The organism is Nocardia grenadensis, from assembly GCF_050942415.1.
GTDB classification, from domain to species: Bacteria; Actinomycetota; Actinomycetes; order Mycobacteriales; family Mycobacteriaceae; genus Nocardia; species Nocardia grenadensis.
Window position 1 is genome coordinate 5,058,087 of sequence record NZ_CP192054.1, and the last position, 22,965, is coordinate 5,081,051.

The window sequence follows — 22,965 nt, forward strand, 5'->3', positions numbered from 1 at the left end:
GCCGGTTCCCCGGCTGCCTGAACGAAGTTACACCACGGGTGCGCCGGGCACCAAATCGCCTGGATTCCGGGTGAACGGCCAGGTCATGGTGCCAGGTGCTGGACCCATTCCGGCTCGTTGACGTCGATCTTGGTAGTGCCGTCGAACACACTCGGGGTGGCGGCGGCGCCGTCGAGGGCCGCGGTCAGGGCGTCGAGGGTGGCGGCGGCCTGGTCGGTCACCTGGCCGCGGCGGGCGCCGCCGGTGATGCAGTCGCGGGCGGGGCCGGTGGCGCCGGATTCGGTCGCGATGGTGAGCAGTTCGTCGTCGGTGAGTTCGGAGTCTTCGTCCGGCTGGCGGGTGGTGAACAGGGTGTCGTGGAATTTTGAGTAGGTGACGCCGGAACCGGAGTCGGCGACGCACTGGAGGGCGGCGATGGCGCGGGTGGAGTAGTCGCCACTGGACGATTTGGGGTCGAGGAAGTTGACGAAGCGGTAGTGGACGGCCAGTTTGCCCTCGTCCAGCTTCTGTGCGATTTCCTGGCCGTAGAGGGTTTCCAGGGTGCCGCAGGACGGGCACATGGGGTCTTCGTAGACCTCGATCGTCTTGGGGACCTCGGGGCGGCCGAGCCGGACGCCGCCGTCGCTCTGCAGGGCTGCCGTGACGGCCTCGTCGCGGACCGTGCCGTATCCCTCGTTGCGGACCTCGACCTGCTGGTCGCCGCCCCAGCGGTAGGCGAACACGACGATCAGCGCGATGAGGACCAGGGCCAGCGCGCCGAGGGCGTAGGTGGTCCGGTTGGACATCGGCCGCGGGGTGTAATCGGACGGCTTGTTGCTCACGCGACCACTCTGCCGCATCCGGGCGAACCGGTCACGCACGAATCGTTGCGGTCCGGGTCAGCTGTGGTTTTCCGACCCGCTCTCGGCCGGTGTGGAGCCGGGGCGGCCCACGACGGTGGAGTCGGCGCCGGAGGTCTTCGCCAGCGAGACGCCGGAGTACACGGTCGCGCGGTCGGGGTCCGGTGCGGCGGGCGCGCGATCCATCGGCTCGGGCACGATCAGCCAGGCCAGCGCGGCGCCGGCGAGCAGCGAACCGGTGACGGCCAGACCGGCGCCGTAGGACAACCGCTGGGCGATGGCACCGACCACGATCGGCCCCAGGACCGTGCCCAGGTCCTGGGCCATCTGGAAACCCGCGAGCATGGTGCCGCCGCGGGCGCGGTTGCCGATGATATCGCCGACGGCGGCCTGCTGGGCCGGGGTGAGCAGGCCGGATCCGATACCGGCGACGAACGAGGTGGCCAGCAGCCAGGTGAGGGTGGGTGCCAGGCCGAGGCCGGTGGTGCCGACGGCGCACACCAGCGCACCGGAGATCAGCAATGGGCGGCGGCCGTAGCGGTCGGACAACCGCCCGGAGAAGAACAGCACGGTGGCATTGCCGGCCGCGAACACGGTGAGCGCGACACCGGCCATCCCGGCCGACTGGCCCAGCACTTCGACCACCAGCAGTGGAACGAGCGCCATCCGGACCCCGAACACCGCGGCTCCGCTGGCGAAATTGGAGAACAGTGCCGCCCGGTACTCGGGGCGCGCGAGCCCCTGCCGGAAGCTGACGGTGGCGATATCGCGGCCGGTGTCGGATTCGGTGATGCGGGAATCGCGCAGATTGAAATAGACGACCGCGACGGCGAGCAGTAGCGCCACCGCGTAGATGAGGAAGGGGGCGCGCAGACCGAAGCCGGCCAGCGCGCCGCCGATCAGTGGGCCGGACAGGCCGCCGATGAGGAAACAGGTGGACCACAGTCCGGTGACCCGCCCCCGTTCGGTCGGTGGGGAGAGCCGGATCACCAGCGCCATGGACGAGACGGTGAACATGGTCGACCCGACCCCGCCCAGCGAGCGCAGCACCATCAGCTGCCAATAGGTCTGGGCGAAGGCGCTCGCGCCGGTGGAGATCGCCACGATGAGCAGGCCGATCAGATAGATCCGCCGCTCCCCCAGCAACTGCACGAGCCGGCCGCTGACCGGCGCGAACAGCAGCCGCATGGCGGCGAAGGCACTGACGATGGCGGAGGCGGCCGCGACGCCCACCCCGAAGCTGAGCGCGAACTGCGGCAGCACCGGGGACACCAGGCCGAACCCCATGGCGATACAGAAGGCGGCGCCGACCAGCACCCATATCTCGCTGGGTAGCGGCGGCTTGCCCGAGGTATTCGGGGACCGCCGAACCGTGCGCGGACGCCGGAATCCCGGCTTTCGCCCCCCGACCTGCCCACCCGTTCCGTGCGCGTTCCCGGATCCGGGTCGATCATCTGCCAGGGCCTCACCACTCACCCCGGCAGTCAACGCCGGGGTGGACCCGACAATTCCCCGCGCCGGCGCGGGGTTCACCGAGAGGAGCGGTCCGCGGGGGTCGCGGGGGCGAGACGGCCGCTTCCGGCTCCCTGCCCTTTCCCGGCGCTCATCTCAGGGCCGGCGCAGCCCGTACTGTTGGCCGGCCCCTGGCTCCAGGCGATCCTTTTTCAGGACCGGCCCGCTCGCCGGACCGCACTATCGCCCGACCCCGGCTCGGGGAATCTTTCGCGGCCGGCCCGGGCTCGTCGTCTCGCCCTACCCGGCGAGCAGCCCCGGCTCCGGGTCCCATTCCTCGATCGGCCCCGGGCGGCGTCTTCCCGGGCCGATCCGGGCGGCGTCGACCCGGACCGGCCCCGACCCCGCTGCTACCCGTCGGCCAGTACCCGCCCGACCATCTCCCGGGCTTCCTCCTGGACCTGCGCGAGGTGCTCGGCGCCGTGGAAGGACTCGGCGTAGATCTTGTACTTGTTCTCGGTGCCCGACGGCCGCGCGGCGAACCAGGCGTTCTCGGTGCTCACTTTGAGTCCACCCAGCGCGGCGCCGTTGCCCCGGGCCCGGGTGGCGATATCGGTGATGGGTTCGCCCGCGATCTCGTCGCCGGTCACCTGCTCGGAGCTGAGACCGGCGAGCAGTTCCTTCTGGGCGGGGTCGGCGGGAGCATCGATCCGGGCGTAGGCGGGGCTGCCGTAGCGGCGTTCCAGTTCGTGGTAGCGGGTCGAGGGGCTCTGCCCGGTGACCGCGGCGATCTCGGCGGCCAGGAGGGCCAGCAGGATTCCGTCCTTCTCGGTGGTCCATACGGTGCCGTCCATCCGGAGGAACGATGCGCCCGCGCTCTCCTCACCGCCGAAGGCGAGGCTGCCGCTGAACAGTCCCGGCACGAACCATTTGAACCCGACCGGGACTTCGTACACGTCGCGGCCCAGCACACTCACCACCCGGTCGATCATCGAGGAGGTGACCGCGGTTTTACCGATCTTGGTGAGCGCGTCCCAGCCGCGCCGGTTGGCCACCAGGTATTCGATGGCCACCGCGAGGAAGTGGTTCGGGTTCATCAGGCCGCCGTCCGGCGTGACGATGCCGTGCCGGTCGGCGTCGGCGTCGTTTCCGGTGGAGATGTCGTAGTCGTCGCGGATCGCCACCAGCGAGGCCATGGCGTGCGGGGACGAGGGATCCATCCGGATCTGACCGTCGCTGTCGAGCGTCATGAACCGCCAGGTGGGGTCCACACTCGGGTTCACCACTTCCAGGTCGAGGTCGTAGCGCTGCCCGATCTCCTCCCAGTAGTCGACGCTGGCACCACCCATGGGGTCGGCGCCGAGCCGGATCCCCGCGCCCCGGATGGCATCCAGGTTCAGTACCGCGGGGAGGTCGGCGATGTAGTGGTCGAGGTAGTCGTAGCGCTGCACCGAGTCCATCGCCCGGGTGAGCGGAGCACGCTTCACCTCGGCCAGGCCGCCGCGCAACAGTTCGTTGGCGCGTTCGGCGATGCTGTCGGTGGCGCCGGTATCGGCCGGGCCGCCGTGCGGGGGGTTGTATTTGATGCCACCGTCGCGCGGCGGGTTGTGGGAGGGAGTCACCACGATGCCGTCGGCCTGGGGCCGGGCGCCGTCCCGGTTGTGGCGCACCACCGCGTGACTCAGCGCGGGGGTCGGCGTGTAGCGGCCGCGGGAATCGACCACGGCACCGATCTCGTTGCCGGCCAGTACTTCCAGGACCGTGGTCCACGCGGGTTCGGACAGTGCGTGGGTGTCGCGGGCGAGATAGACAGGTCCGGTGATGCCCCGGGTCGCCCGGTATTCGACCACAGCCTGGGTGATGGCGAGGATATGCGCCTCGTTGAAGGTGCCGTCCAGACTCGAACCACGGTGCCCGGAGGTACCGAAGATCACCCGCTGGGTGGGTTCGGCCGGGTCGGGTACCCGGCTGTAGTAGGCGGTCACCAGCCCCGGAACATCCACCAGATCGCCGGGGCGGGCGGGCCGTCCGGCTCGATTATGGGCCATGCCCGGGTCTCCCTTCGTGGTCGGCCGCACGCGGCTGGTCATCGTGATCACCCGAACGGCCCTGCGGCCGCGTCCGGTGCTCCGGACCTTCCCGACACCATCATGACCCGACCCCTCTCGCTCGTACCGTACTGCGTTCAGCTCGTGCCGTACTGCGTTGCCACACCGTGCCTTCCGGCCACCGCACCGGCGGGCGGACCGGGCCGCGACGGTAGCAGGATGGGCACACCACCACTCGGACCGGACCTCACACCGGCGGCTACCGGTCCGAGAAGTGTACGAACCCGGCCGGGGTGGCCGGAAAGGGTGGTGAACCTGCCGCTCGCGCGGCACCGGCAACCGTCCGGCGGGTCCTGGATGGATGCCGATGCCGGTGACGAGCAGCTACCGTCATATCGGGCGGAGGGGGCCGGCCGCGGTGGAACCGCCGAATCGACGGCGCCGCAAATGGTCCCGAGCGCACCGGGATCGATTCGGCCGGATCGAAACCGATTCCGGTTACGGTCGAGCAGGTCAAGACCGCCGAACCGGGTCCGATGCCGATCCGGCGGCGCTGAGCTCCCGCAATCCGAATCTCCGCGCTTTTTCCCCATCGGCCGCCCTCTTCCCCTAGAGTTGGACGTGTGACCAAGTTATGGGTGAACTGGGCCGGTGATCAGCAATGCACACCGGCTCGCCTGTGCGCGCCGCGCGATCACGCGGAACTGGCCGCCGAACTCGCCCGCGCGGCCGAGGAGGGACACCGGGTCCGCGTCGCGGGCTCGGGCCACTCGTTCACCGATACCTGCCTCACCGACGGCGTTCTGCTCGACCTGTCCCGGATGAACCGCGTCCTCGAGGCGGACTCGGCGACCGGTCTGGCCCGGGTACAAGCGGGGACGACCCTGGCGACACTGAACGCCCGGCTCGACGACTACGGCCTGGCATTTCCCAATTTGGGCGATATCGATGTCCAGACCATCGCGGGCGCCACCGCCACCGGCACCCACGGCACCGGCGGCCGGCTACCCAATATCTCCGCCGCCCTGCACGCGGTGGAACTGATGACGGCCGACGGCCATATCGTCGAACTGACCGAGGAGTCCACCCCGCAGGCCTGGCGTGCCGCCCGGGTCGGACTCGGGGCCCTGGGCGTGGTCACCGCGTTCACTCTGAAACTCGTCCCCTCGTTCGTCCTCGAAGGCGTCGAACGCCCGGTCCCGGTCGACGAAGTACTGGCCGATCCGGACTCGTATATCGACGGCAACGACCATTTCGAGTTCTACATGTTCGCGCACAGCCCGATCGCCATGACCAAGCGCAACAACCGCGTCGACCTTCCCGCCGCGCCGCGCCCCGAGCTGGTGGACTGGTTCGCCGATACCCTGCTGTCCAACCACGCCTTCAACGCGCTGTGCCGGCTCGCCCGCCGCCGGCCCGCGCTCATTCCGTGGATCCAGCGCGGCGCCGCCTACGCGGGCAGCTACCGCCGCCAGGTCGATCGCTCCTACCGGGTGTTCACCAGCCCCCGGCTGTTCCGCTTCACCGAAATGGAATACGCGATCCCCCGCGAGCATTCCGTCGCGGCGATCCGGGAGATCAAAGAGACCGCGCGACGTTTCGACAGCCCGATGCCGATCGAGGTGCGCTGGGTGGCGGGTGACGACGCGTTCCTCTCCCCCGCGGGCGGACGCGCCACCTGCTATATCGCGGTGCATCAGTACCAGGGCATGGACCACGAGCCGTTCTTCCAGGCGTGCGAGGCGGTCTTCGACCGCTACGACGGCCGCCCGCACTGGGGCAAACGCCACTATCAGACCGCGGACACACTGCGCGGCCGCTATCCCGACTGGGACCGCTTCGCGGCGGTGCGCCGGCGCTACGACCCCGACGGCCGGTTCGCCAACGCCTATCTGGACCGGGTCCTCGGTCCGGTGTCAGCGACCGAGGATACGGTCGACCAGCTCGGGTAGTGCGGTGCCGATCGGTTCGCGCACGACCTCGGTCGCGAGCGAATCGTAGGGCGTGGGTTCGGCATTGACGATGACGAGATCGGCACCGGCCGATACCGCCCGCCCGCACAGTGAGGCCGCCGGCTCCACCTGCAACGAGGTCCCCACCGCCAGGAAGATCTCGGCCGTCTCGGCGGCCAGCGTCGCTTTGATCAGCGTGCGGTGATCGAGGGCCTGGCCGAACATGATGACATCGGCCTTGAGGACTCCCCCGCATTCCGGGCAGGGTGGATCCGCCTCACCGCCGGCCACCCGCTCCAGCGTGGCGGCCATGGTGGCGGTGTAGTCGCACTGCACACAGACGACGTCGAACATGTTGCCGTGGATTTCCACCACCCGCTGCGGGGTGGATCCGGCACGCTGATGGAGCCTGTCGATGTTCTGGGTGACGATGGTGAGCGCCCGGCCCGCTCGTTCGAGGTCCACCAGCGCGCGGTGGGCGCCGTTCGGTTCGGCCGCCCACGCGGGGTTGTCCCGGCGGGCGAGCCACGATTTCTCGCGAAGTGCCGGATCGGCCAGGTAGTGGTCGTAGGTCGACAGCAGTTCGGCGATGGGGTCTTCGGTCCAGACCCCGCGCGGTCCGCGGAAATCGGGGATACCGCTGTCGGTGGAGATTCCGGCGCCGGTGAGTGCGGCGATCCGGCCGGCGCGTGCATGCCAGTCGGTCACCGCCCCGCCTCCGGCCCGCCGCGCGCCGCGCGGGGCAGCGTCACCCGAGGGGTTGGATTGCACATGCCACGAGCTTAAGCAGCCGGGACCGCACATGCCTTCGAACAGGCTCCGGTCAATCGTTAGCAAACAATTTGCTGCATTTCAATTCGGCTTCCAGAGCCCGTGAAATCCTCTGTTCGCAATAGTCGCCCATAAACCGACCCAAAGTCTTTTAACAGGCATTTTTTCCGAAAGATCACGAGCTCATCGCACAATTGCACGATTTCACCGGCGCCGCCGTGATCGCCGTCTCTTGATTTGCTGAGCGGTTTCCAGGAGGAGATTTATCCGTTACTGTTAACACATCCACACCGCCACCGAAACGGAGGTTCTGCCATGGCTCGCCACCGCATTCCCCGTCCGGCAGACTCGCGGGTCGGATACCATATTCCGAGTGATTACGGCAGTCACGGTTTGGTAACTCACGCCGCCGGGTACACCGAAGATATGACAGCATTGCGCAACCGACCCACCCGGATCGCCGGCATGGAATGGGGCACCGCACTGCTGGCCCTCGCCACGTGCCTCATCTTCAGCACCAGCATCGCCGCCATCACACAATCCTTCGCGGCCGCACTGGTCGCCACCGCGAGCATTCTCCTCGGCCTCGGTATCGCCCTGCGAATCCTCAGATAAGCTCACCGGCCCCAATTCGCGCGCCCCGCCCACGAATATCTGCCCGCGCGGCTAGTCTGCGAGCATGGTATCCGGGGACGGGTCCGACGACACCATCGGCGGAGACGAGAGCGGTACCTCCGGCGAAGCGGCCGATGGTCCACCGCGGCGCCGGCGCGGAGACGCGGCAGTCGAGAGCGGCTGGCTCGATCGCCGGACCCGGCCGTATGCCACCGGCAGGCCCCGGCTCTCCACCGCCCTGCTGATCCTGGCCTTCGCCGCTGTGCTCGTTCTGTATCTGATCCTGCAACCCGGCTGACCAGCGACCGGGAATAATCCGGTTGCCGCGGCCGCTTAAGGTTGTCGTTATGAAGGAGAACGGGCGCAAGGTCATCGCGACCAACCGCCGGGCACGGCACAACTACACGATCCTGGACATCTACGAGGCCGGGATCGCGCTGGTCGGTACCGAGGTCAAGAGTCTGCGTGAGGGCAAGGCCTCACTGGTGGACGCCTTCGCGACCGTAGACAACGGCGAAGTGTGGCTACGGGGCCTGCACATCCCGGAGTTCAGCCACGGCACCTGGACCAACCACGCACCGCGCCGGGTCCGGAAGCTGCTGCTGCACAAACGGGAGATCGAGCGCCTGGTCGGCAAATCGCGCGAGGGCAACCAAACCCTCGTCCCGCTGTCGATGTACTTCTCCGACGGCAAGGTGAAGGTGGAGCTGGCCCTCGCCAAGGGTAAGCAGGATTACGACAAACGGCAGGATCTGGCCCGGCGGACCGCCGAACGCGAGGTCACCCGCGAGCTCGGCCGCCGCATCAAGGGCATGCGTTGAGCAGTCCCGGCGGCACCGGGAAAAAGGAATGAACCACGGTGGGTCAGGTGTTAACATGACTAGCCCGGCAAGGTGCCGGGACGTACGGGGCTGAACGGTTTCGACTGCGTACGTAGATTCAGGGGAAGCGTGTCGGTGCAGGCAAGAGACCACCGTAAGCGTCGTTGCAACCAATTAAGCGCCGATTCCAATCAGCGCGAGTACGCTCTCGCTGCCTAAGCGATAGCGTCTCTGTCGGCCCGAGGTTCGCCCTCGGCTTCGGTGCCGGCATCAGCTAGAGGGCTCACCGCGCGACTCGGTCGCGGAGTAGTGCGGGACATCCAACAGCGACTGGGATCGTCATCCCGGCTTGTTCGCGAGACCGGGAGATCCGAGTAGAGGCACAGCGAACTGCACACGGAGAAGCCTTGATGACGCGGCGGAGGACCCGGGTTCGATTCCCGGCAGCTCCACCAAAGGCCCGCAGGTCACCGACCTGCGGGCCTTTTCTGTGCGCTGGTACCGGCGAGTGCTCCGCGAGGCCGGGCCGATCCGGCGGTGGCGCACGGACCGGAACGCCGCAATCCGGTGCGCGTCGAGGATCTCGACGCACGGTTCCCGGGCGTGCTGAATCCGGTCGCGGGCTGGGAGCCGCCGACGGTCATGCATTCCTGTTACCCATCTTTTCTGTAACCCATCGTCCCACTAATGTGTATCATCACAGGTTCCGGTACACCGCCTGCCGCGACGCGTCGCCGCTGGTACCGGTGACGATCGAGGAGGATCGATGAGGCTGTTCGGTACTGCCGCCCCCGTCCGGGCGACCGATCCGGGAGACATCGCGTTGCACGCGCGCGATGTGCGCTTCGACTGGGCCGAGATCCCACTGCACTGGATGACCGCCGAACCCATCGCCTCCCATGTGATGAACTCGCTCAACCTCCTGCTACCCGAAGGCGAACGCAGTTTCCTGACCACTTTCGGCGAAGCCCTCCCGTTCGTGCGGGACGAGAAACTGCGCGAGGATATGCTCGGCTTCATCGGCCAGGAGTCGACGCACGCCGAAACTCACGCCGGCTCGCACGATATGCTGCTCACCGCCAACGGTATCGATCCGCGGCCGTTCCTGCGGCAGGCGGAATACCTGTTCCGCAAAACCGTCGGCCCCCGGCAGGGGACCGGGACCCGGGCCGGGCGCCAGCAGCTGGTCGACCGGCTCGGGGTCATCGCGTCGCTGGAACACTTCTTCGCGTTCCTCGGCGACTGGGTGCTCAACAGTGACCTGGAACAGTTCGACGCCGACGCGCGCATGCTCGACCTGTACCGCTGGCACGGCGCCGAAGAAGTGGAACACCGCAATGTGGCCCACGATGTCGCCGAATACTTCGGCGTGGGCTACTTCCGGCGCGGCGCGCTGATGCTGCTGGTCTTCCCGTCGTTCCTGGTACTGCTGGTGCGCGGCACCAAATATCTGGTGCACCGGGACCCGTCCCTGCCCGACCTGGGCTATCCGCGGCTGCTGCTGCGGATCTTCGGCGCCATGCGGCGCGGTGCGCTACCCGGCGTCCCCGCCCTGCTGATCAGTGCGCTGTCGACGTTCCGGCCGGGATACAGCCCGGAATCGGTGGGTTCCACCGCGCAGGCGATCGCCTATCTGGCGCAGTCCCCGGCCGCCCGGGCGGCCTCGTGACCGTCGCCGGCCCGCATCCGAGGGCGTCGCTTCCGCTACCGGCCGACCTATACGGCAGGCCGCGTCGCGACCGGACCCTGCGGCTGCTCGACGCCGTGGTGGACGCCCGCATGCGCTGGACCGCCCTCACCAATCGGCGCGAGCCGACATCGCGCGCGGACGACAGACGGCTCGGTGTCCGCGTCGTCGAGCGGCGGATCCGGGCGCACGACAACGAGGTGGTGAGCCTGCGGCTGGCCGCGGCCGACGGCCGGGCCCTGCCGAGGTGGCGACCGGGCGCACATCTGGATGTGGAACTGCCTTCCGGGCGGCTGCGCCAGTACTCGCTGTGCGGGGACCCCGCCGATACCCGGACCTACCGGATCGCGGTCCGGCGCATCCCCGACGGCGGCGGAGGCTCCGAGGAGGTGCACCGGTCGTTGCGGGTCGGATCCGCGCTGACGGTGCGGGGCCCACGCAATGCGTTCCCGTTCGCGGTACCGGGCCACGGATCTCCGGCCACCCGGCTACGGTTCGTGGCCGGAGGTATCGGTATCACCCCGATCCTGCCGATGATGCGACTGGCCGACTCCCTCGGCATCGACTGGACCGCGCTGTACACCGGACGTGCCCGCGAGACCCTGCCCTTCCTCGACGAGGTCGAGTGCTTCGGCGATCGGGTCGCCGTGCGCACCGACGACCGATCCGGGCTGCCCACCGGTGCCGAACTGGCGGACGGCGTGGACCGGGGTACCGCGGTGTACTGCTGCGGTCCGGCACCGATGCTCGGTGCGGTCACCACCGCCCTGCGCGGGGTCTCGGGTGTGGAACTGCATTTCGAACAGTTCTCGGCGCCGCCGATCGTGGACGGGGTGCCGTTCGAGATCGAATTGGCCCGCAGCGGCGAGGTACTCGCTGTCCCGGCCGACCGGTCCGCCCTGGACGTATTGGTGGCGCACCGCCCCGACCAGCCGTACTCGTGCCGCCAGGGTTTCTGTCGCACCTGCCGGGTACGGGTCCTGTCCGGTACACCCGACCACCGCGATTGCGTCCTGACCCCGGCCGAACGTACCGCCGGTGACCTGCTGGCATGCGTATCACGCTGTGCGGGTGACCGTCTGGTACTCGACCTCTAGCATTCCGTGAGCACCGAGGAGTAAGCGTGACCGAATCCGGCAACGAACCCATCGCGACCCGGCGCACGGTGCGCAGCGGCGCCTTCGACCTCGCGGTCTACGAGTACGGCGACCCCGCCGCCGATACCGTGGTGCTGGTCCACGGCTGGCCCGATACGAGCCACCTGTGGCACGGGGTGATCCCGCTGCTGGCCGATCGATTTCACGTGGTGGCCTATGACACCCGCGGTCACGGCGCCTCCACCCGCACCGGCCGGGTCGCCGATTTCCGGCTCGCGGAACTGGCCGCGGACTTCTTCGCGGTCGCCGACGCGGTCAGCCCCGACCGGCCGGTCCACGTCCTCGCGCACGACTGGGGTTCAGTCCAGGTCTGGGAGGCGGTCTGTGAGCCGCGGGCGGGCGGGCGCATCGCCTCATTCACCTCGGTCTCCGGCCCCAACCTCGACCACCTGGGCAAATGGGTGCGCGACCGGCTCGGCCGGCCCGGCCCGCGCAATATCTGGCAGCCTTTCACCCAGTTGCTGTCCTCGGCCTACACCGGGTTCTTCATGACCCCCGGTCTGCCGCGACTGGCGTTCGGCCTGCTCGCCACCGAGCACCGCTGGCGCCGGGTCATCCAGCTCATGAACGACACCGAACCGTCGACGATCTCCTTCGCCCCGACACTGAAGCGGGATATGGTCGACGGTCTGCTCATCTACCGCGCGAATATTTTCGCGCATCTGCTGAATCCGCGCGAACGCACCACCGACGTACCGGTCCAGCTCATCGTCGCCGGTCGCGATATCGCCGTGCGGCCGGCCGGTTACGACGATACGGGCCGGTGGGTCTCCCGGTTGTGGCGCCGCGATATCCCCGCCGGACACTGGATGCCGTTCTCCCATGCCGCGCTACTGGCCACCGCCACCACGGAATTCGTGGAGGCACTGCGCAACGGCGAGGTCGCCGTCGGGGTCACGGTGCCACGGTCCGGCGCGCAGCCGTCGCGCTGATCGCGGGCGATCCGGCCCACCGGCACGAACCGACCTGCTCCGGGCCGCTCACGACACGGCGGGTCGCCGGGTGGCGCGCCGGAAGCGTTCGCCCCAGACCCGGATGTGCTCGACCAGTTCCGGGGGTTCCAGAACCTGGAACTCGGCGTCGAGCGATCCCAGTGTCAGGGCGGGCCAGTCCAGCGAATCGGTGGTCATTGTGATCCGGCAGCTGCCCGCGTCGATCTCCTCGACACTGCCCCAGCGTCCGAGACGCTGCCGCACCGACTCCACCGGGGCTTCGACCAGTGCCTCGATCCGATGCAGATGCGGCATATTGTCCACGCCGGAACGGACGAACTCCGCGGCGTCCGCGGTGGGCAATTCCCGTGGTCGGAAACGCGCCCCGTCACCCGCCGGGCCGGTGAGCCGGTCGACCCGGAAACTGCGCCAATCGTGGCGGGTCAGGTCGAAGGCCACCAGGTACCAGCGCCGGCCCAGAGCGACCAGGCGGTGCGGTTCGACATGCCGGACGCTTCGGCGGCCGTCGGCGGCGGTGTAGGTGAAACGCAACCGCTCGCTGTCGCGGCAGGTCAGGGCCACCGTGGCGAGCGACGCCGGATCGAGGGCGGCGGAACGGTCGCCGCCCCAGCCCGCGGGCACCGTCATGGCCCGGATCGCCTCCACCCGTTTACGCAGCCGGGGCGGCATCACCTGCACTACCTTCGCCAGCGCGCGTACCGAGGACTCCGCGACGCCCTCCACCATGCCCTGCGTCGCGAACTGCAGTCCGACCACGAGTGCCACGGCTTCGTCGTCGTCGACCATCAGCGGCGGTAGCGCCGCCCCGGCGGCGAGCTGGTAGCCGCCGTCGACACCGCGTTGCGCTTCCACCGGATACCCCAGATCGCGCAGCCGGTCGATATCGCGCCGCAGGGTCCGCGGCGAGACTCCCAGCCGCTGCGCCAGCTCGGTGCCGGGCCAGTATTTGTGGGTCTGCAGCAGCGACAGCAGGCGCAGCGTCCGCGTGCTCGTATTGGCCATACCATCGATTGTTCTCGAATTGCGGTCGGTTATTGGCCGCTGGGTCCGGATTTCGCCGATGACCGGTCGGCACCACGAGTTCGCCGCCGTTCCAGGCCCGGCGCCCCGGCTAGTGCGTTCCGAGTGCCCGCAGTGATACGCCGGTGATGGTGTCGGCGAAGATTGAGCCGTCGGCGTGCTTACGGCCGTAGACCATGATCGGGGCACCCTCGGCGATCGCCTCGATGGTGGTGGCGATCAGCACGTAGATCTTGGTGTGGTCATCGGTGTGCACCACGACCTCCGAATGGCTGATCTCGCTCTTCACAGTGAGCGTGCTGCCGTCGTTGGTGAGCACCTTCCCCCATACGAAACCGGCCCCGATATCGGGGGATTCCGCAGCCGGTGCCGCGGTCTCGCGGGACGCCATGGTCGAGGCAGCGATGGCCGCGGTCGGGGCGGCGGCCGAGTCGGAATCGGTCGTCCGCCCGAGGTAGAAGAATCCCACGGCGAGCAGCACAGCCATCCCGAGGCACAGGCCGAGCAGCGCGTGGCCGCCGACGGGAAGCAGTTCCAGAGCTTCGGCGTCCGGTCCGGTCCACACCGGATTCACGGTCTCGGGAGGCGGGCCCGCATGATGGGGCACTCGCGCCGTCGCCGCCGGGCCGGCCGGTATCCGGGCCGGGTGCGGCACCGGCGGATCGGGCACGGTCCACCGCCGTCCGCCGTCGTCGACAGCGGATTCCGTGGGCCGGCGTTCCGCCGGCGCCTGCTCGGCGAGGAGATCCGTGGATCGGTCCCGCTTCGGGTCGAATTCCGGTCGGCCGAGTGCCGAGGGTGATGCACTCGGCGCGGGGCCCGGCCCGCGGCCGGGCGGGCACTCGGCTAGATCGTCCTCGCTGTCGGACTCGGCGTCCTCGGCCCGCATATCGGCCGCGAGGCCGGAGTCGTGCGCGGCGGTTCCGAGTAGCCGCACCGAGTCGAGCGACCCGGTAGCTGCCGGGCGATTGCGGTGCGCCCGAGACCTCGCGGCCCGGATGACTCCCGGGTCCAAACTGCCGAACTGGTCGGCGGACAAGCCCGCGCGGTGGCGCGACCGCGACCACGGAGTGTGCTTGTTGGACATACTGCCAGGTTAGGTCCTCTGTTCAGGCCCCTATCGTCACTGACGGGAGGAATCATAGGATGAAAGCGGCTCTGTCACAGCAGGTTCCGCCCACCCTTGGCTCATCCGGCCGCCAGCACCTCGAGAACCTGCTCCCCGTAACGGGACAGCTTGTTCTCGCCGACACCGTTCACCGTGCCCAGCTCCCGCAGATCGGCAGGCTTGCGGGCGGCGATATCGCGGAGGGTGGCATCGTGGAACACCACGTACGCGGGAACACCCTGTTCCTTGGCGGTGTCGGCCCGCCACTGCCGCAATTTCTCGAACAGCGCGGTATCGGCGGTATCGAGATCGGCAGGCGCGGCTCGGCCGGATTTCGCGCTGCGCGCCGCTCGCGCGGGGGTGGGCCGCTCCGGTTCACGGCGTAGCGCGACGGTCCGGCCGTCGAAGAGCACGGCTTCGCTGGCCTCGGTCAGGGTGAGCACCCCGTAATCGCCGTGGACCGCGAGCAGCCCCTGGGCCAGCAGCTGCCGAACCACCCCCCGCCACTGGGTGTCACGCAGATCGGTGCCGACGCCGAACACGCTGAGTTCGTGGTGGTCGTACTGCTGCACCTTCTGGTTCTTCTTGCCGAGCAGGATATCGATGAGATGACCCGCGCCGAAGCTCTGCCCGCGCTCCCGTTTCAAGCGCAGTACCGCCGAGAGCAGTTTCTGCGCGGCCACGGTGCCGTCCCACGATTCGGGCGGGTTCAGGCAGGTATCGCAATTGCCGCACGGCTGCGGCGACTGACCGAAGTAGGCCAGCAGCCGGGCCCGGCGACAGTCGACCGTCTCGCACAGGGCGAGCATCGCGTCCAGGTGTAGCTGCAACTGACGGCGGTGCGCGGCATCTCCGTCGGAGGTCTCGATGAGTTTGCGCTGCTGCACCACGTCCTGCAGGCCGTAGACCATCCACGCAGTGGACGGCAGCCCGTCCCGCCCGGCACGTCCGGTCTCCTGGTAGTAGCCCTCGACGGATTTGGGCAGATCGAGGTGGGCGACGAACCGCACATCGGGTTTGTCGATACCCATACCGAAGGCAATGGTCGCCACGACCACCAGGCCCTCCTCGCGCAGGAAGCGCGCCTGGTTCTCCGCGCGGGTACGGTTGTCCAGGCCCGCGTGGTACGGGACGGCCCGGATACCGTTCTCGGTGAGGAACGCGGCGGTCTTCTCGACGGAGTTTCGGGACAGGCAGTAGACGATGCCGGCGTCGCCGGGATGCTCGGCGCGCAGGAACTCCAGGAGCTGCCGATCGGGCCGGTTCTTCGGTTCGATGCGGTACTGGATATTCGGCCGGTCGAAACTGGCCACGAAGCGGCGGGCACCGCCCAGATCGAGCCTGGTGATGATCTCGTCGCGGGTCTTCTCGGTGGCGGTCGCGGTGAGCGCGATCCGGGGCACGTCGGGCCAGCGTTCGTGCAGCACGGACAGCGCCAGATAGTCGGGCCGGAAATCGTGACCCCACTGCGAGACACAATGCGCCTCGTCGATCGCGAACAGCGCGATCCGGCCCCGGTCGAGCAGTTGGGCGGTGGATTCCATCCGCAACCGCTCCGGCGCCAGATACAGCAGATCGAGTTCGCCGGCCGCGAACTGCGCTTCCACGGTGCGGCGTTCGTCCGGGAACTGGGTGGAGTTCAGGAAGCCGGCCCGCACCCCGAGCGCGCTGAGCGCGTCCACCTGGTCCTGCATGAGCGCGATCAGCGGGGAAACCACCACTCCGACGCCGGCGCGGACCAGCGCGGGAATCTGATAACACAGCGATTTGCCACCGCCGGTGGGCATGAGCACCAGTGCGTCGCCACCGCCGATCACCTGGTCGACGATCGCGCGCTGTTCGCCCCGGAAACTGTCGTAACCGAAGACCCGGTTCAGAATCCGCTGTGCCGCATCGGATTCGGCACCGGACTCGGGCACGGGCACGGGCGGGGCTTCGGGGGCTTCCACGCGGCCCATCCTACGAGCACCACCGGACAGCCTGCGGGGCGTCCGGCGCGGACGCCGAGGTCCTGCGCGTAGTGCACACATGTGGATGAACCGGGATCCGCCGCCACCGCCGACACCGTGACCAGGGGCGCGCCGAATCGCGCGGTACCGCCGTGGATCACTTAGGTTTGTCCGGTATGGCATCCAGAACACGATCGCGCGCCCGGTGGGCGATGTGCACCGCCGCAACGGCAGCAGCGGCCTGGGTGAGTGCGGTGCCCGCGCACGCACAGGAATTCCCGGCCATGTGCGCCGACGGCTGGCAGGCGACCACGATCGTCGAGGGGGTCGGCAATCTGGAGAACCTGGATTCCGACGGGGCCGGTGGCTTCTATGTCACCGGCATCGTCGACGGCTACCTCGCCCACGTATCGGCCGACGGGTCGTTCGAGAAGCTGGTCACCGGACTGCAGCATCCGGCAGGCGTCCGAGTGGCCGGGCGCTCGGTGTACTTCCTGACCGGCGACGGGGTGACAGATCCGCCGGGCACGCTACAGCGCTACGACCTCGACACCGGCGCGGTGACCGTGCTCCGCACCGGGCTCAACGGCCCGAACGGCCTGCTGTTGCTTCCCGACGGGGACCTGCTGATCAGCACGATCGGTCTGTCGCGGGCACCCACCGGAATCGCCCGGTACCGGCCGTCGACGGGTGCGTTCACGGAATCGTGGTCGCCGCTCCCGCTGACCAACGGCCTGGCCCTGGCCTCCGACGGGGAATCGATCTACACGGACAATCTGACCATGCGGATCTTCCGGATCCCCCTGGATTCGCCCGCCGAGGCGCAGGTGGTCGCGGGGCCGCCGAACCTGCTCACCGTTCCCGACGATATGGAGGCCACCCGCGCCGGTGACCTGTACGTCGCCGATCACGGAGTCGGCGCGATCTACCGGGTGGACCCGGCCACGGGGGCCGGATGCGCGATCATCGCGGGCCTGATCAGACGGCCCGACCCGGTCCGGACCGTGCCCGATGGCACCACGTCGGTGCGGATTGCCCGCGACGGCGAGTCGTGGGCACTGTTCGTGACGGGGATGGACGGGGCGCTGCGGCGGTTGAACCCGCCCCCGGATATAGATCTGACACCGGCCGACGCCACGCGTCGCTGATCAAAATTGCCGGCTCAGAGATAACTTTCGGAAGATCCGAACTGTCGCGCAATTGAGGTCGGAAAGTGGCCGCTGAGGGTCATATCGTGCTTCTCGAACACGGCATCCACCGAACCCTTACGGAAGGCGAAGACCTTGAGCGAGAACTCCACCCGCCCCCGGCCCGACACCGCCGCGCCCCTGTCCGGCGAACGCGCCGACCTGCTGGCCGAACTGCGGGCCGCGCGCTTCGTCCTGCGCTTCACCGCCCGCGAGCTGACCGAGGAACAGGCCGCGGCCCGCCCGACTCCCAGCACACTGTGCGTAGGTGGCCTGATCAAACATGTGACCGGGGTCGAGCGCGGCTGGGTGGATTTCATCGTCGACGGAATCTCTACCTCGAAGGATTTCGACGAACTGACGCCCGAGGATTTCGCGGCCCGGGAGAACGAATTCCGGATGCTGCCGGGTGAGACGCTCGCCGGGGTCCTCGCCGCCTACGATGAGGTGGCGCGCCGAACCGACGAGATGGTGGCCACCCTGCCCGATCTGGATGCGAAGTGGCCGCTGCCCAAGGCGCCCTGGTTCCAGGAAACCCACTGGTCGACGCGCCGGGTACTGCTGAACATCATCGCCGAGACCACGCAGCACGCGGGGCACGCGGACATCATCCGCGAGGCGATCGACGGCGCCAAGACCATGGGCTGACGGACCGGGAGGACCCCGCGCCCGCGCCGGGCGTGGGGCTCTGCCGCGTGCGGTAGGTCACCACTGTGCGTCGAGCGGGCGGTGGGGGCCGGCGGCCGCCCACTCCCGGGTGAGACGCGCCAGCTTCGCGGGCGCGACCTGCACACGCAGCGCGGCGATTCCCGTGGGAGCCATTTCGAGGCACAGGACGCCGTAGATTCGTCCGCTGACCTCGATCACGATCGCGGGATCGCCGTTGAGCACGGCCGCGTAGAAGGTGAGGTCGCCGCCGACGAAGGTGCGTTTGGCGCCGGTCGGGCGGAACAGCGTGCGCAGATAGCGGGCCACGGCGGCCGCACCCACCACCGGGCTCTTATGGGCCGGCACGGCGCCGCCACCGTCGGCCACGCTGACCACGTCACCGGTGAGCAGCCGGATCAGCGGCTCGGTATCGCCGCTGAGGGCGGCGGTGAGAAATTCGTCGGCGATCCGGCGCGCCGCCACCGCGTCGACCTCGATCCGGGACCGGCCGCCGAGATGCTGCGCGGCCCGGCGGTAGATCTGCTGGCAGTTCGATTCGGTGAGATCGAGGATCTCCGCGATCTCCCGGTGCGGATACCCGAACGCCTCGCGCAACACGTACACCGCGCGCTCGTTGGGGGTGAGCCGTTCCATCACGGTGAGCATCGCGAGCGAGACCGACTCGCGCTGCTCGGCGGTCTCGGCGGGACCGAGCATCGGGTTCCCGGCCAGGACCGGCTCCGGGAGCCACTGCCCGACATAGGTCTCCCGGCGGGCCCGCGCCGAGGTGAGCTGGTTGATGCAGAGGTTGGTGAGCACCTTCGTCAACCAGGCCTCGGGCATCTCGATCCGCTCCCGGTCCACCGCGTGCCACCGCAGGAACGTTTCCTGGACCGCGTCCTCGGCATCGCCGGCCGACCCCAGCAGCCGGTAGGCGATCGCCTCCAGACGGCGTCGGGCCCCCTCGAAGAGATAGGCCTCGTGCGTGCTGAGCGACATCAGCCCATAGTCGGCCATAGACGCAGCTCGCGTCCACCGCCGCGGATCCGGGCGCAGCACGGTGCCGAACCCGGGCGGTCCCGGCCGGGCGCCACGGTGCGCTGCGGACTAGCCGCGGAGGCGGAGCAGAACCTGCTGGTGCAGCCGTCCGTTGGAGGCCACCGCGTCCCCGCCGTGCGGGCCGGCGCGACCGTCGAGGGCGGTGAAGGTGCCGCCGGCCTCGCGGATCAGGATGTCCAGCGCGGCCAGATCCCACAGCGACACCTCGGGTTCGGCCGCGATATCCACCGCCCCCTCGGCGACCAAGCAGTAGCTGAAGAAGTCGCCGTAACCGCGGACCCGCCACACCTCGTCGGTGAGGTCGATGAACTGCTCGCGCAGACCGCGGTCCCGCCAGCCGGACAGGCTGGAGAACGCGAGGCTGGCCGCACCGAGATCGGCGACGGCGCTGACCGTGATGGGCTGCGGCGCACCGGGATGGAAACTCGACCACGCGCCCTGGCCTGCCGCGGCCCACCAGCGGCGGGCCAGCGCGGGCGCGCTCACCACACCGACCACCGGCACACCGTCCTCCAGCAGGGCGATGAGAGTGGCCCACACCGGGACGCCGCGCACGAAATTCTTGGTGCCGTCGATCGGATCGACGACCCATTGCCGGCCGGTGAACTCGGCCGTGCCGCCGAATTCCTCGCCGAGCACCGCGTCCTCGGGGCGCCCGTGCCGCAGCATCCGGCGGATCGCCTCCTCCACGGCCAGATCGGCATCCGATACCGGAGTGAGGTCCGGTTTGGCATCGACCTTCAGGTCCAGCGCGCGGAACCGTTCCCGGGTGATCGCGTCCGCTTCGTCGGCCAGCCGCAATGCGAGTTCGAGGTCAGAGGAGTGAGCAGCCACACCCGAACACTATCGAGTCGGTCCGGGCGCGGCCGCGTGCCGTGCCGTCCTCCGTCCGTGGGGCGGTCCGCCGTCAGGCCGCCACCGCGCGGGCCGCCACCAGTGCCTCCGCCCACCAGTGCAGCCGATCCAGCATGACCTGGGCCGCGGCCTCCGGTTCCGCGGGTGCGAGCAGTTGCCCGTCCTCCCCGAACAGCAGGTAGTAGCGGGGGAAGGAGACGTACTCGCGCACCGTGTGGGCGTCGAGTTCGTTGAACACCTGCCGGAGCTGTTCGATGGCCGGCAGTCCGCCGCTGGCCCCGCTGTAGCCGACGAACGCGATGGCCTTGCCCTGCCACTGGGTGAAATGCCAGTCGATGACGGCTTTCAGCGAGGCCGGGAAGCTGCGGTTGTAGTCAGGGGTGACGATGACGAACGCGTCGGCGGCCGCGAGCCGGGCGGTCAGGTCGAGCATTCCGGCGGGACGTTGCGGGTCGGGCTCGAGCGCCGGGGAAACGGCGGGTAGCGCCAAGGGGATTTCGGCGTCGGCCGGGTCGATCACGTCGATCTCGAACCGGTCGTGGCGGGCGGCCTGCGCGGTGATCCAGGAGGCGACGACCGGCCCGAAGCGGCCCTCGCGGACGCTGCCGATCAGCACCGCGAGACGTAGGGGCGTAGTGGACATGGTGTGCTCCGTTCTGCTCGGGCGGCCCGGCGGCCGCCGGAATCGAATCTGCCGTCCCGCGCGCCGCGGTGGGAGACCGCGCCGAGAGTGGTACTGCCACGGCCACCCTGAACGGCCGGCCCGCCGCTACCGTGGGCCTCGTGAGCGCGAACGAGATGGGCCTGTTCCTGCGCAGCAGGCGCGACGCGGTGACACCGGCCCAGGTGGGGCTGCCCACGGGCGCGCGCCGCCGGGCGCCCGGACTGCGCCGAGCCGAACTCGCCACGCTGGCGGGGGTCAGCGTCGAATACATCACCCGTCTCGAGCAGGGGCGGGACCGCAATCCCTCGCCCCAGGTCCTCGCCGCGCTGGCCGACGCGCTGGGACTCGCCTCCGCCGAACGGATCCACCTGTATCGCCTGACCAAGGCCGATACCGGGTTCAACTGCATGGGCCGGGCCCGGCCGGGTCGCGAGATCCGGCCGACGATCCGGGCCCTGCTCGATCAGCTCGACCCCGCGGCGGCGGTCGTGGTCAACCGGCTCACCGAGGTGCTGGCCTGCACCGAGGGCTACCGCAGGCTGATGGAACCGACCGGGGCGCTGGACGGGGCGCACTGGTCCAATCTCGCTCATTTCACCTTCACCGATCCGCGGGCCCGCGCGGTCTACCCGGATTGGGATCATCTGGCCGACCACTTGGTCGCCACCCTCAAACAGGGTCCTTTCCGTGCCGATCCGGAGATCGCGGCGCTGGCCGACCAGCTCACCATCACCGCGGGTGCGGCGTTCACCGACCGTCTCGCCACAGTGCCCAATCTGCCCGCCGCCACCGGCGTGACCCGGATGACTCATCCCACGGCCGGGACTCTCCGGCTGGCCTTCGAAACTCTGGACCTGTTCGCCGACGACGATCAGCAGCTGATCGTCCACCTGCCCGCCGACCCCGCGACGGCCACCGCGCTGGACCGCCTCGCCGGCCACCGCCCCGGCAACCTGCGGGCCGTCCCGAGCTGACCGGCGGCGGTCTCCGCGGGCCGCGCGGTACACCGCGACGGACGCTCCTAGTAGCCTTGAACACCGTGCATCCAGACGTGACCGCCGACCTCGCCGAACTCGACGCAACCCTCAAGACCGTCGAATCGGTCCTCGATATCGAGGAGCTGCGCCGCCGCATAGACGAACTGGAGCACCAGGCCGCCGATCCCGAGCTCTGGAACGACCAGGATCACGCGCAGCGGGTCACCAGCGAGCTCTCGCACGCCCAGGGCGAACTGCGCCGAGTCGAGGAGTTACGGCAGCGGCTCGAGGATCTGCCGGTGCTCTACGAGCTGGCCGAGGAGGAAGAAGGCGAGGCGAAGACCAGCGCACTGGCCGACGCCGACGCCGAACGGGCCGCGCTGCACACCGATGTGGAGGCGCTCGAGGTCCGCACCCTGCTGTCGGGCGAGTACGACAAACGTGACGCGCTGGTCAATATCCGTTCCGGCGCGGGCGGCGTGGACGCGGCCGACTGGGCCGAGATGCTGATGCGCATGTACATCCGCTGGGCCGACCGGCACAAGTACGCGGTCGAGGTCTACGACACCTCCTACGCCGAAGAAGCCGGTATCAAGAGCGCCACCTTCGCGGTGAAGACGCCGTACGCCTACGGCACCCTCTCGGTGGAGATGGGCACGCACCGGCTGGTCCGGATCAGCCCGTTCGACAACCAGGGCCGCCGCCAGACCTCCTTCGCGGAGGTCGAGGTGCTGCCGGTGGTGGAGACCACCGACCATATCGAGGTCCCGGAAACCGATATCCGGGTCGATGTGTACCGGTCCTCCGGACCCGGCGGCCAGAGCGTCAACACCACCGACTCGGCGGTCCGGATCACCCATATTCCCACCGGGATCGTGGTGACCTGCCAGAACGAGAAATCCCAGCTGCAGAACAAGGTGTCGGCCATGCGGGTGCTGCAGGCCAAACTGCTGGAACGCAAACGACAGGAGGAGCGCGCCCAGATGGATGCGCTCAAGACCAACGAGGGCGCGTCCTGGGGCAACCAGATGCGGTCCTATGTGCTGCACCCGTACCAGATGGTCAAGGATCTGCGCACGAACTTCGAGGTCAACAATCCCTCGGCGGTACTCGACGGCGATATCGACGGATTCATCGAATCCGGGATCCGCTGGCGGATGAGTACAGTGCTGCAGGAGAGCTAGCGGACCCGGATCCGGGACG

Annotated in this window: 21 protein-coding genes and 1 other RNA gene; 12 read left to right on the forward strand and 10 right to left on the reverse strand. The window is 69.0% G+C overall.

Annotated features, from left to right (window positions below; all coding sequences use genetic code 11):
• Positions 1-83 precede the first annotated feature (83 nt).
• From ACQPYS_RS23250 to pgm, 3 genes are all read right to left on the reverse strand, one after another.
• Complete coding sequence (locus tag ACQPYS_RS23250) at positions 84-821, reverse strand: DsbA family protein (RefSeq protein WP_433490833.1); 738 nt, start codon at positions 819-821, stop codon at positions 84-86.
• Positions 822-878: 57 nt separating this feature from the next.
• Positions 879-2,126: an MFS transporter gene (locus tag ACQPYS_RS23255; protein ID WP_433493112.1), complete on the reverse strand. Its 1,248-nt coding sequence runs from the start codon at positions 2,124-2,126 to the stop codon at positions 879-881.
• 575 nt (positions 2,127-2,701) lie between these two features.
• Positions 2,702-4,339 carry a phosphoglucomutase (alpha-D-glucose-1,6-bisphosphate-dependent) gene (gene pgm, locus ACQPYS_RS23260; protein ID WP_063039385.1) on the reverse strand — a complete coding sequence of 546 codons (1,638 nt, stop codon included), beginning with the start codon at positions 4,337-4,339 and terminating at the stop codon, positions 2,702-2,704.
• Between the two features lie 623 nt (positions 4,340-4,962).
• Between pgm and ACQPYS_RS23265 the strand changes: the two genes are divergently transcribed.
• The gene (locus ACQPYS_RS23265) at positions 4,963-6,291 is read left to right on the forward strand and encodes a D-arabinono-1,4-lactone oxidase (RefSeq protein ID WP_433490834.1); all 1,329 of its coding nucleotides are present in this window, start codon (positions 4,963-4,965) and stop codon (positions 6,289-6,291) included.
• Here ACQPYS_RS23265 and ACQPYS_RS23270 read toward each other — a convergent pair.
• Positions 6,256-6,999, reverse strand: a complete 744-nt coding sequence (locus ACQPYS_RS23270; RefSeq protein WP_063039062.1) for an SIR2 family NAD-dependent protein deacylase — start codon at positions 6,997-6,999, stop codon at positions 6,256-6,258. The genes ACQPYS_RS23265 and ACQPYS_RS23270 overlap by 36 nt on opposite strands.
• 489 nt (positions 7,000-7,488) lie before the next feature.
• Between ACQPYS_RS23270 and ACQPYS_RS23275 the strand changes: the two genes are divergently transcribed.
• The 7 genes from ACQPYS_RS23275 to ACQPYS_RS23305 all read left to right on the forward strand — a co-directional run bounded on the left by ACQPYS_RS23275 (position 7,489) and on the right by ACQPYS_RS23305 (position 12,274).
• Positions 7,489-7,677, forward strand: coding sequence for a hypothetical protein (locus ACQPYS_RS23275; protein WP_084481526.1), 189 nt, complete (start codon positions 7,489-7,491; stop codon positions 7,675-7,677).
• 64 nt (positions 7,678-7,741) lie between these two features.
• A complete protein-coding gene (locus ACQPYS_RS23280; protein ID WP_063039067.1) occupies positions 7,742-7,975 on the forward strand; it encodes a hypothetical protein in 234 nt (77 codons plus the stop codon).
• 49 nt (positions 7,976-8,024) lie between these two features.
• Positions 8,025-8,498: an SsrA-binding protein SmpB gene (smpB, locus tag ACQPYS_RS23285; RefSeq protein WP_063039068.1), complete on the forward strand. Its 474-nt coding sequence runs from the start codon at positions 8,025-8,027 to the stop codon at positions 8,496-8,498.
• An 86-nt stretch (positions 8,499-8,584) separates the two neighbouring features.
• Positions 8,585-8,953, forward strand: a transfer-messenger RNA (tmRNA) gene (gene ssrA, locus ACQPYS_RS23290).
• Between the two features lie 311 nt (positions 8,954-9,264).
• Complete coding sequence (locus ACQPYS_RS23295) at positions 9,265-10,167, forward strand: metal-dependent hydrolase (protein WP_433490835.1); 903 nt, start codon at positions 9,265-9,267, stop codon at positions 10,165-10,167.
• Entirely contained in the window at positions 10,164-11,282 is a 1,119-nt protein-coding gene (locus ACQPYS_RS23300) for a PDR/VanB family oxidoreductase (RefSeq protein ID WP_433490836.1), read from the forward strand. The genes ACQPYS_RS23295 and ACQPYS_RS23300 overlap by 4 nt, the downstream gene beginning before the upstream one ends.
• 26 nt (positions 11,283-11,308) lie before the next feature.
• A complete protein-coding gene (locus ACQPYS_RS23305; protein ID WP_433490837.1) occupies positions 11,309-12,274 on the forward strand; it encodes an alpha/beta fold hydrolase in 966 nt (321 codons plus the stop codon).
• Between the two features lie 48 nt (positions 12,275-12,322).
• On the opposite strand, the gene ACQPYS_RS23310 is transcribed toward ACQPYS_RS23305, so the two are convergent.
• The 3 genes from ACQPYS_RS23310 to recQ all read right to left on the reverse strand — a co-directional run bounded on the left by ACQPYS_RS23310 (position 12,323) and on the right by recQ (position 16,372).
• The gene (locus tag ACQPYS_RS23310) at positions 12,323-13,297 is read right to left on the reverse strand and encodes a helix-turn-helix transcriptional regulator (protein WP_433490838.1); all 975 of its coding nucleotides are present in this window, start codon (positions 13,295-13,297) and stop codon (positions 12,323-12,325) included.
• A 109-nt stretch (positions 13,298-13,406) separates the two neighbouring features.
• The gene (locus ACQPYS_RS23315) at positions 13,407-14,402 is read right to left on the reverse strand and encodes a hypothetical protein (protein WP_431940010.1); all 996 of its coding nucleotides are present in this window, start codon (positions 14,400-14,402) and stop codon (positions 13,407-13,409) included.
• A 101-nt stretch (positions 14,403-14,503) separates the two neighbouring features.
• The gene (gene recQ / locus ACQPYS_RS23320; protein ID WP_431940011.1) at positions 14,504-16,372 is read right to left on the reverse strand and encodes a DNA helicase RecQ; all 1,869 of its coding nucleotides are present in this window, start codon (positions 16,370-16,372) and stop codon (positions 14,504-14,506) included.
• A 254-nt stretch (positions 16,373-16,626) separates the two neighbouring features.
• Here recQ and ACQPYS_RS23325 point away from each other — a divergent pair, with 254 nt between their 5' ends.
• Together ACQPYS_RS23325 and ACQPYS_RS23330 are read left to right on the forward strand one after the other, a co-directional pair.
• On the forward strand, positions 16,627-17,520 hold the full coding sequence (locus ACQPYS_RS23325) for an SMP-30/gluconolactonase/LRE family protein (protein ID WP_431940012.1): 894 nt from the start codon (positions 16,627-16,629) through the stop codon (positions 17,518-17,520).
• Between the two features lie 135 nt (positions 17,521-17,655).
• Positions 17,656-18,207: a DinB family protein gene (locus ACQPYS_RS23330; RefSeq protein ID WP_431940013.1), complete on the forward strand. Its 552-nt coding sequence runs from the start codon at positions 17,656-17,658 to the stop codon at positions 18,205-18,207.
• A gap of 57 nt (positions 18,208-18,264) precedes the next feature.
• Here ACQPYS_RS23330 and sigJ read toward each other — a convergent pair whose 3' ends face one another.
• From sigJ to ACQPYS_RS23345, 3 genes are all read right to left on the reverse strand, one after another.
• Entirely contained in the window at positions 18,265-19,206 is a 942-nt protein-coding gene (sigJ, locus tag ACQPYS_RS23335; protein WP_431940014.1) for an RNA polymerase sigma factor SigJ, read from the reverse strand.
• Between the two features lie 108 nt (positions 19,207-19,314).
• Positions 19,315-20,100 (reverse strand): histidinol-phosphatase, encoded by a 786-nt coding sequence (gene hisN / locus ACQPYS_RS23340; protein ID WP_063039084.1) that lies wholly within the window; start codon positions 20,098-20,100, stop codon positions 19,315-19,317.
• 73 nt (positions 20,101-20,173) lie between these two features.
• Entirely contained in the window at positions 20,174-20,764 is a 591-nt protein-coding gene (locus tag ACQPYS_RS23345) for an NADPH-dependent FMN reductase (protein ID WP_431940015.1), read from the reverse strand.
• Positions 20,765-20,904: 140 nt separating this feature from the next.
• Between ACQPYS_RS23345 and ACQPYS_RS23350 the strand changes: the two genes are divergently transcribed.
• Positions 20,905-21,759, forward strand: a complete 855-nt coding sequence (locus ACQPYS_RS23350; RefSeq protein WP_063039391.1) for a helix-turn-helix domain-containing protein — start codon at positions 20,905-20,907, stop codon at positions 21,757-21,759.
• 65 nt (positions 21,760-21,824) lie between these two features.
• Positions 21,825-22,946 (forward strand): peptide chain release factor 2, encoded by a 1,122-nt coding sequence (prfB, locus tag ACQPYS_RS23355; RefSeq protein WP_063039393.1) that lies wholly within the window; start codon positions 21,825-21,827, stop codon positions 22,944-22,946.
• Positions 22,947-22,965 lie beyond the last annotated feature (19 nt).

Coding starts and splice junctions, on each gene's coding strand:
- ACQPYS_RS23255 (WP_433493112.1), bottom strand. CDS start 2,126: ATGGGGTTCGGCCTGGTGTCCCCGGTGCTGCCGCAGTTCGCGCTCAGC.
- pgm (WP_063039385.1), bottom strand. CDS start 4,339: ATGGCCCATAATCGAGCCGGACGGCCCGCCCGCCCCGGCGATCTGGTG.
- ACQPYS_RS23275 (WP_084481526.1), top strand. CDS start 7,489: ATGACAGCATTGCGCAACCGACCCACCCGGATCGCCGGCATGGAATGG.
- ACQPYS_RS23280 (WP_063039067.1), top strand. CDS start 7,742: ATGGTATCCGGGGACGGGTCCGACGACACCATCGGCGGAGACGAGAGC.
- smpB (WP_063039068.1), top strand. CDS start 8,025: ATGAAGGAGAACGGGCGCAAGGTCATCGCGACCAACCGCCGGGCACGG.
- ACQPYS_RS23295 (WP_433490835.1), top strand. CDS start 9,265: ATGAGGCTGTTCGGTACTGCCGCCCCCGTCCGGGCGACCGATCCGGGA.
- ACQPYS_RS23310 (WP_433490838.1), bottom strand. CDS start 13,297: ATGGCCAATACGAGCACGCGGACGCTGCGCCTGCTGTCGCTGCTGCAG.
- ACQPYS_RS23315 (WP_431940010.1), bottom strand. CDS start 14,402: ATGTCCAACAAGCACACTCCGTGGTCGCGGTCGCGCCACCGCGCGGGC.
- sigJ (WP_431940014.1), bottom strand. CDS start 19,206: ATGTCGCTCAGCACGCACGAGGCCTATCTCTTCGAGGGGGCCCGACGC.
- ACQPYS_RS23345 (WP_431940015.1), bottom strand. CDS start 20,764: ATGTCCACTACGCCCCTACGTCTCGCGGTGCTGATCGGCAGCGTCCGC.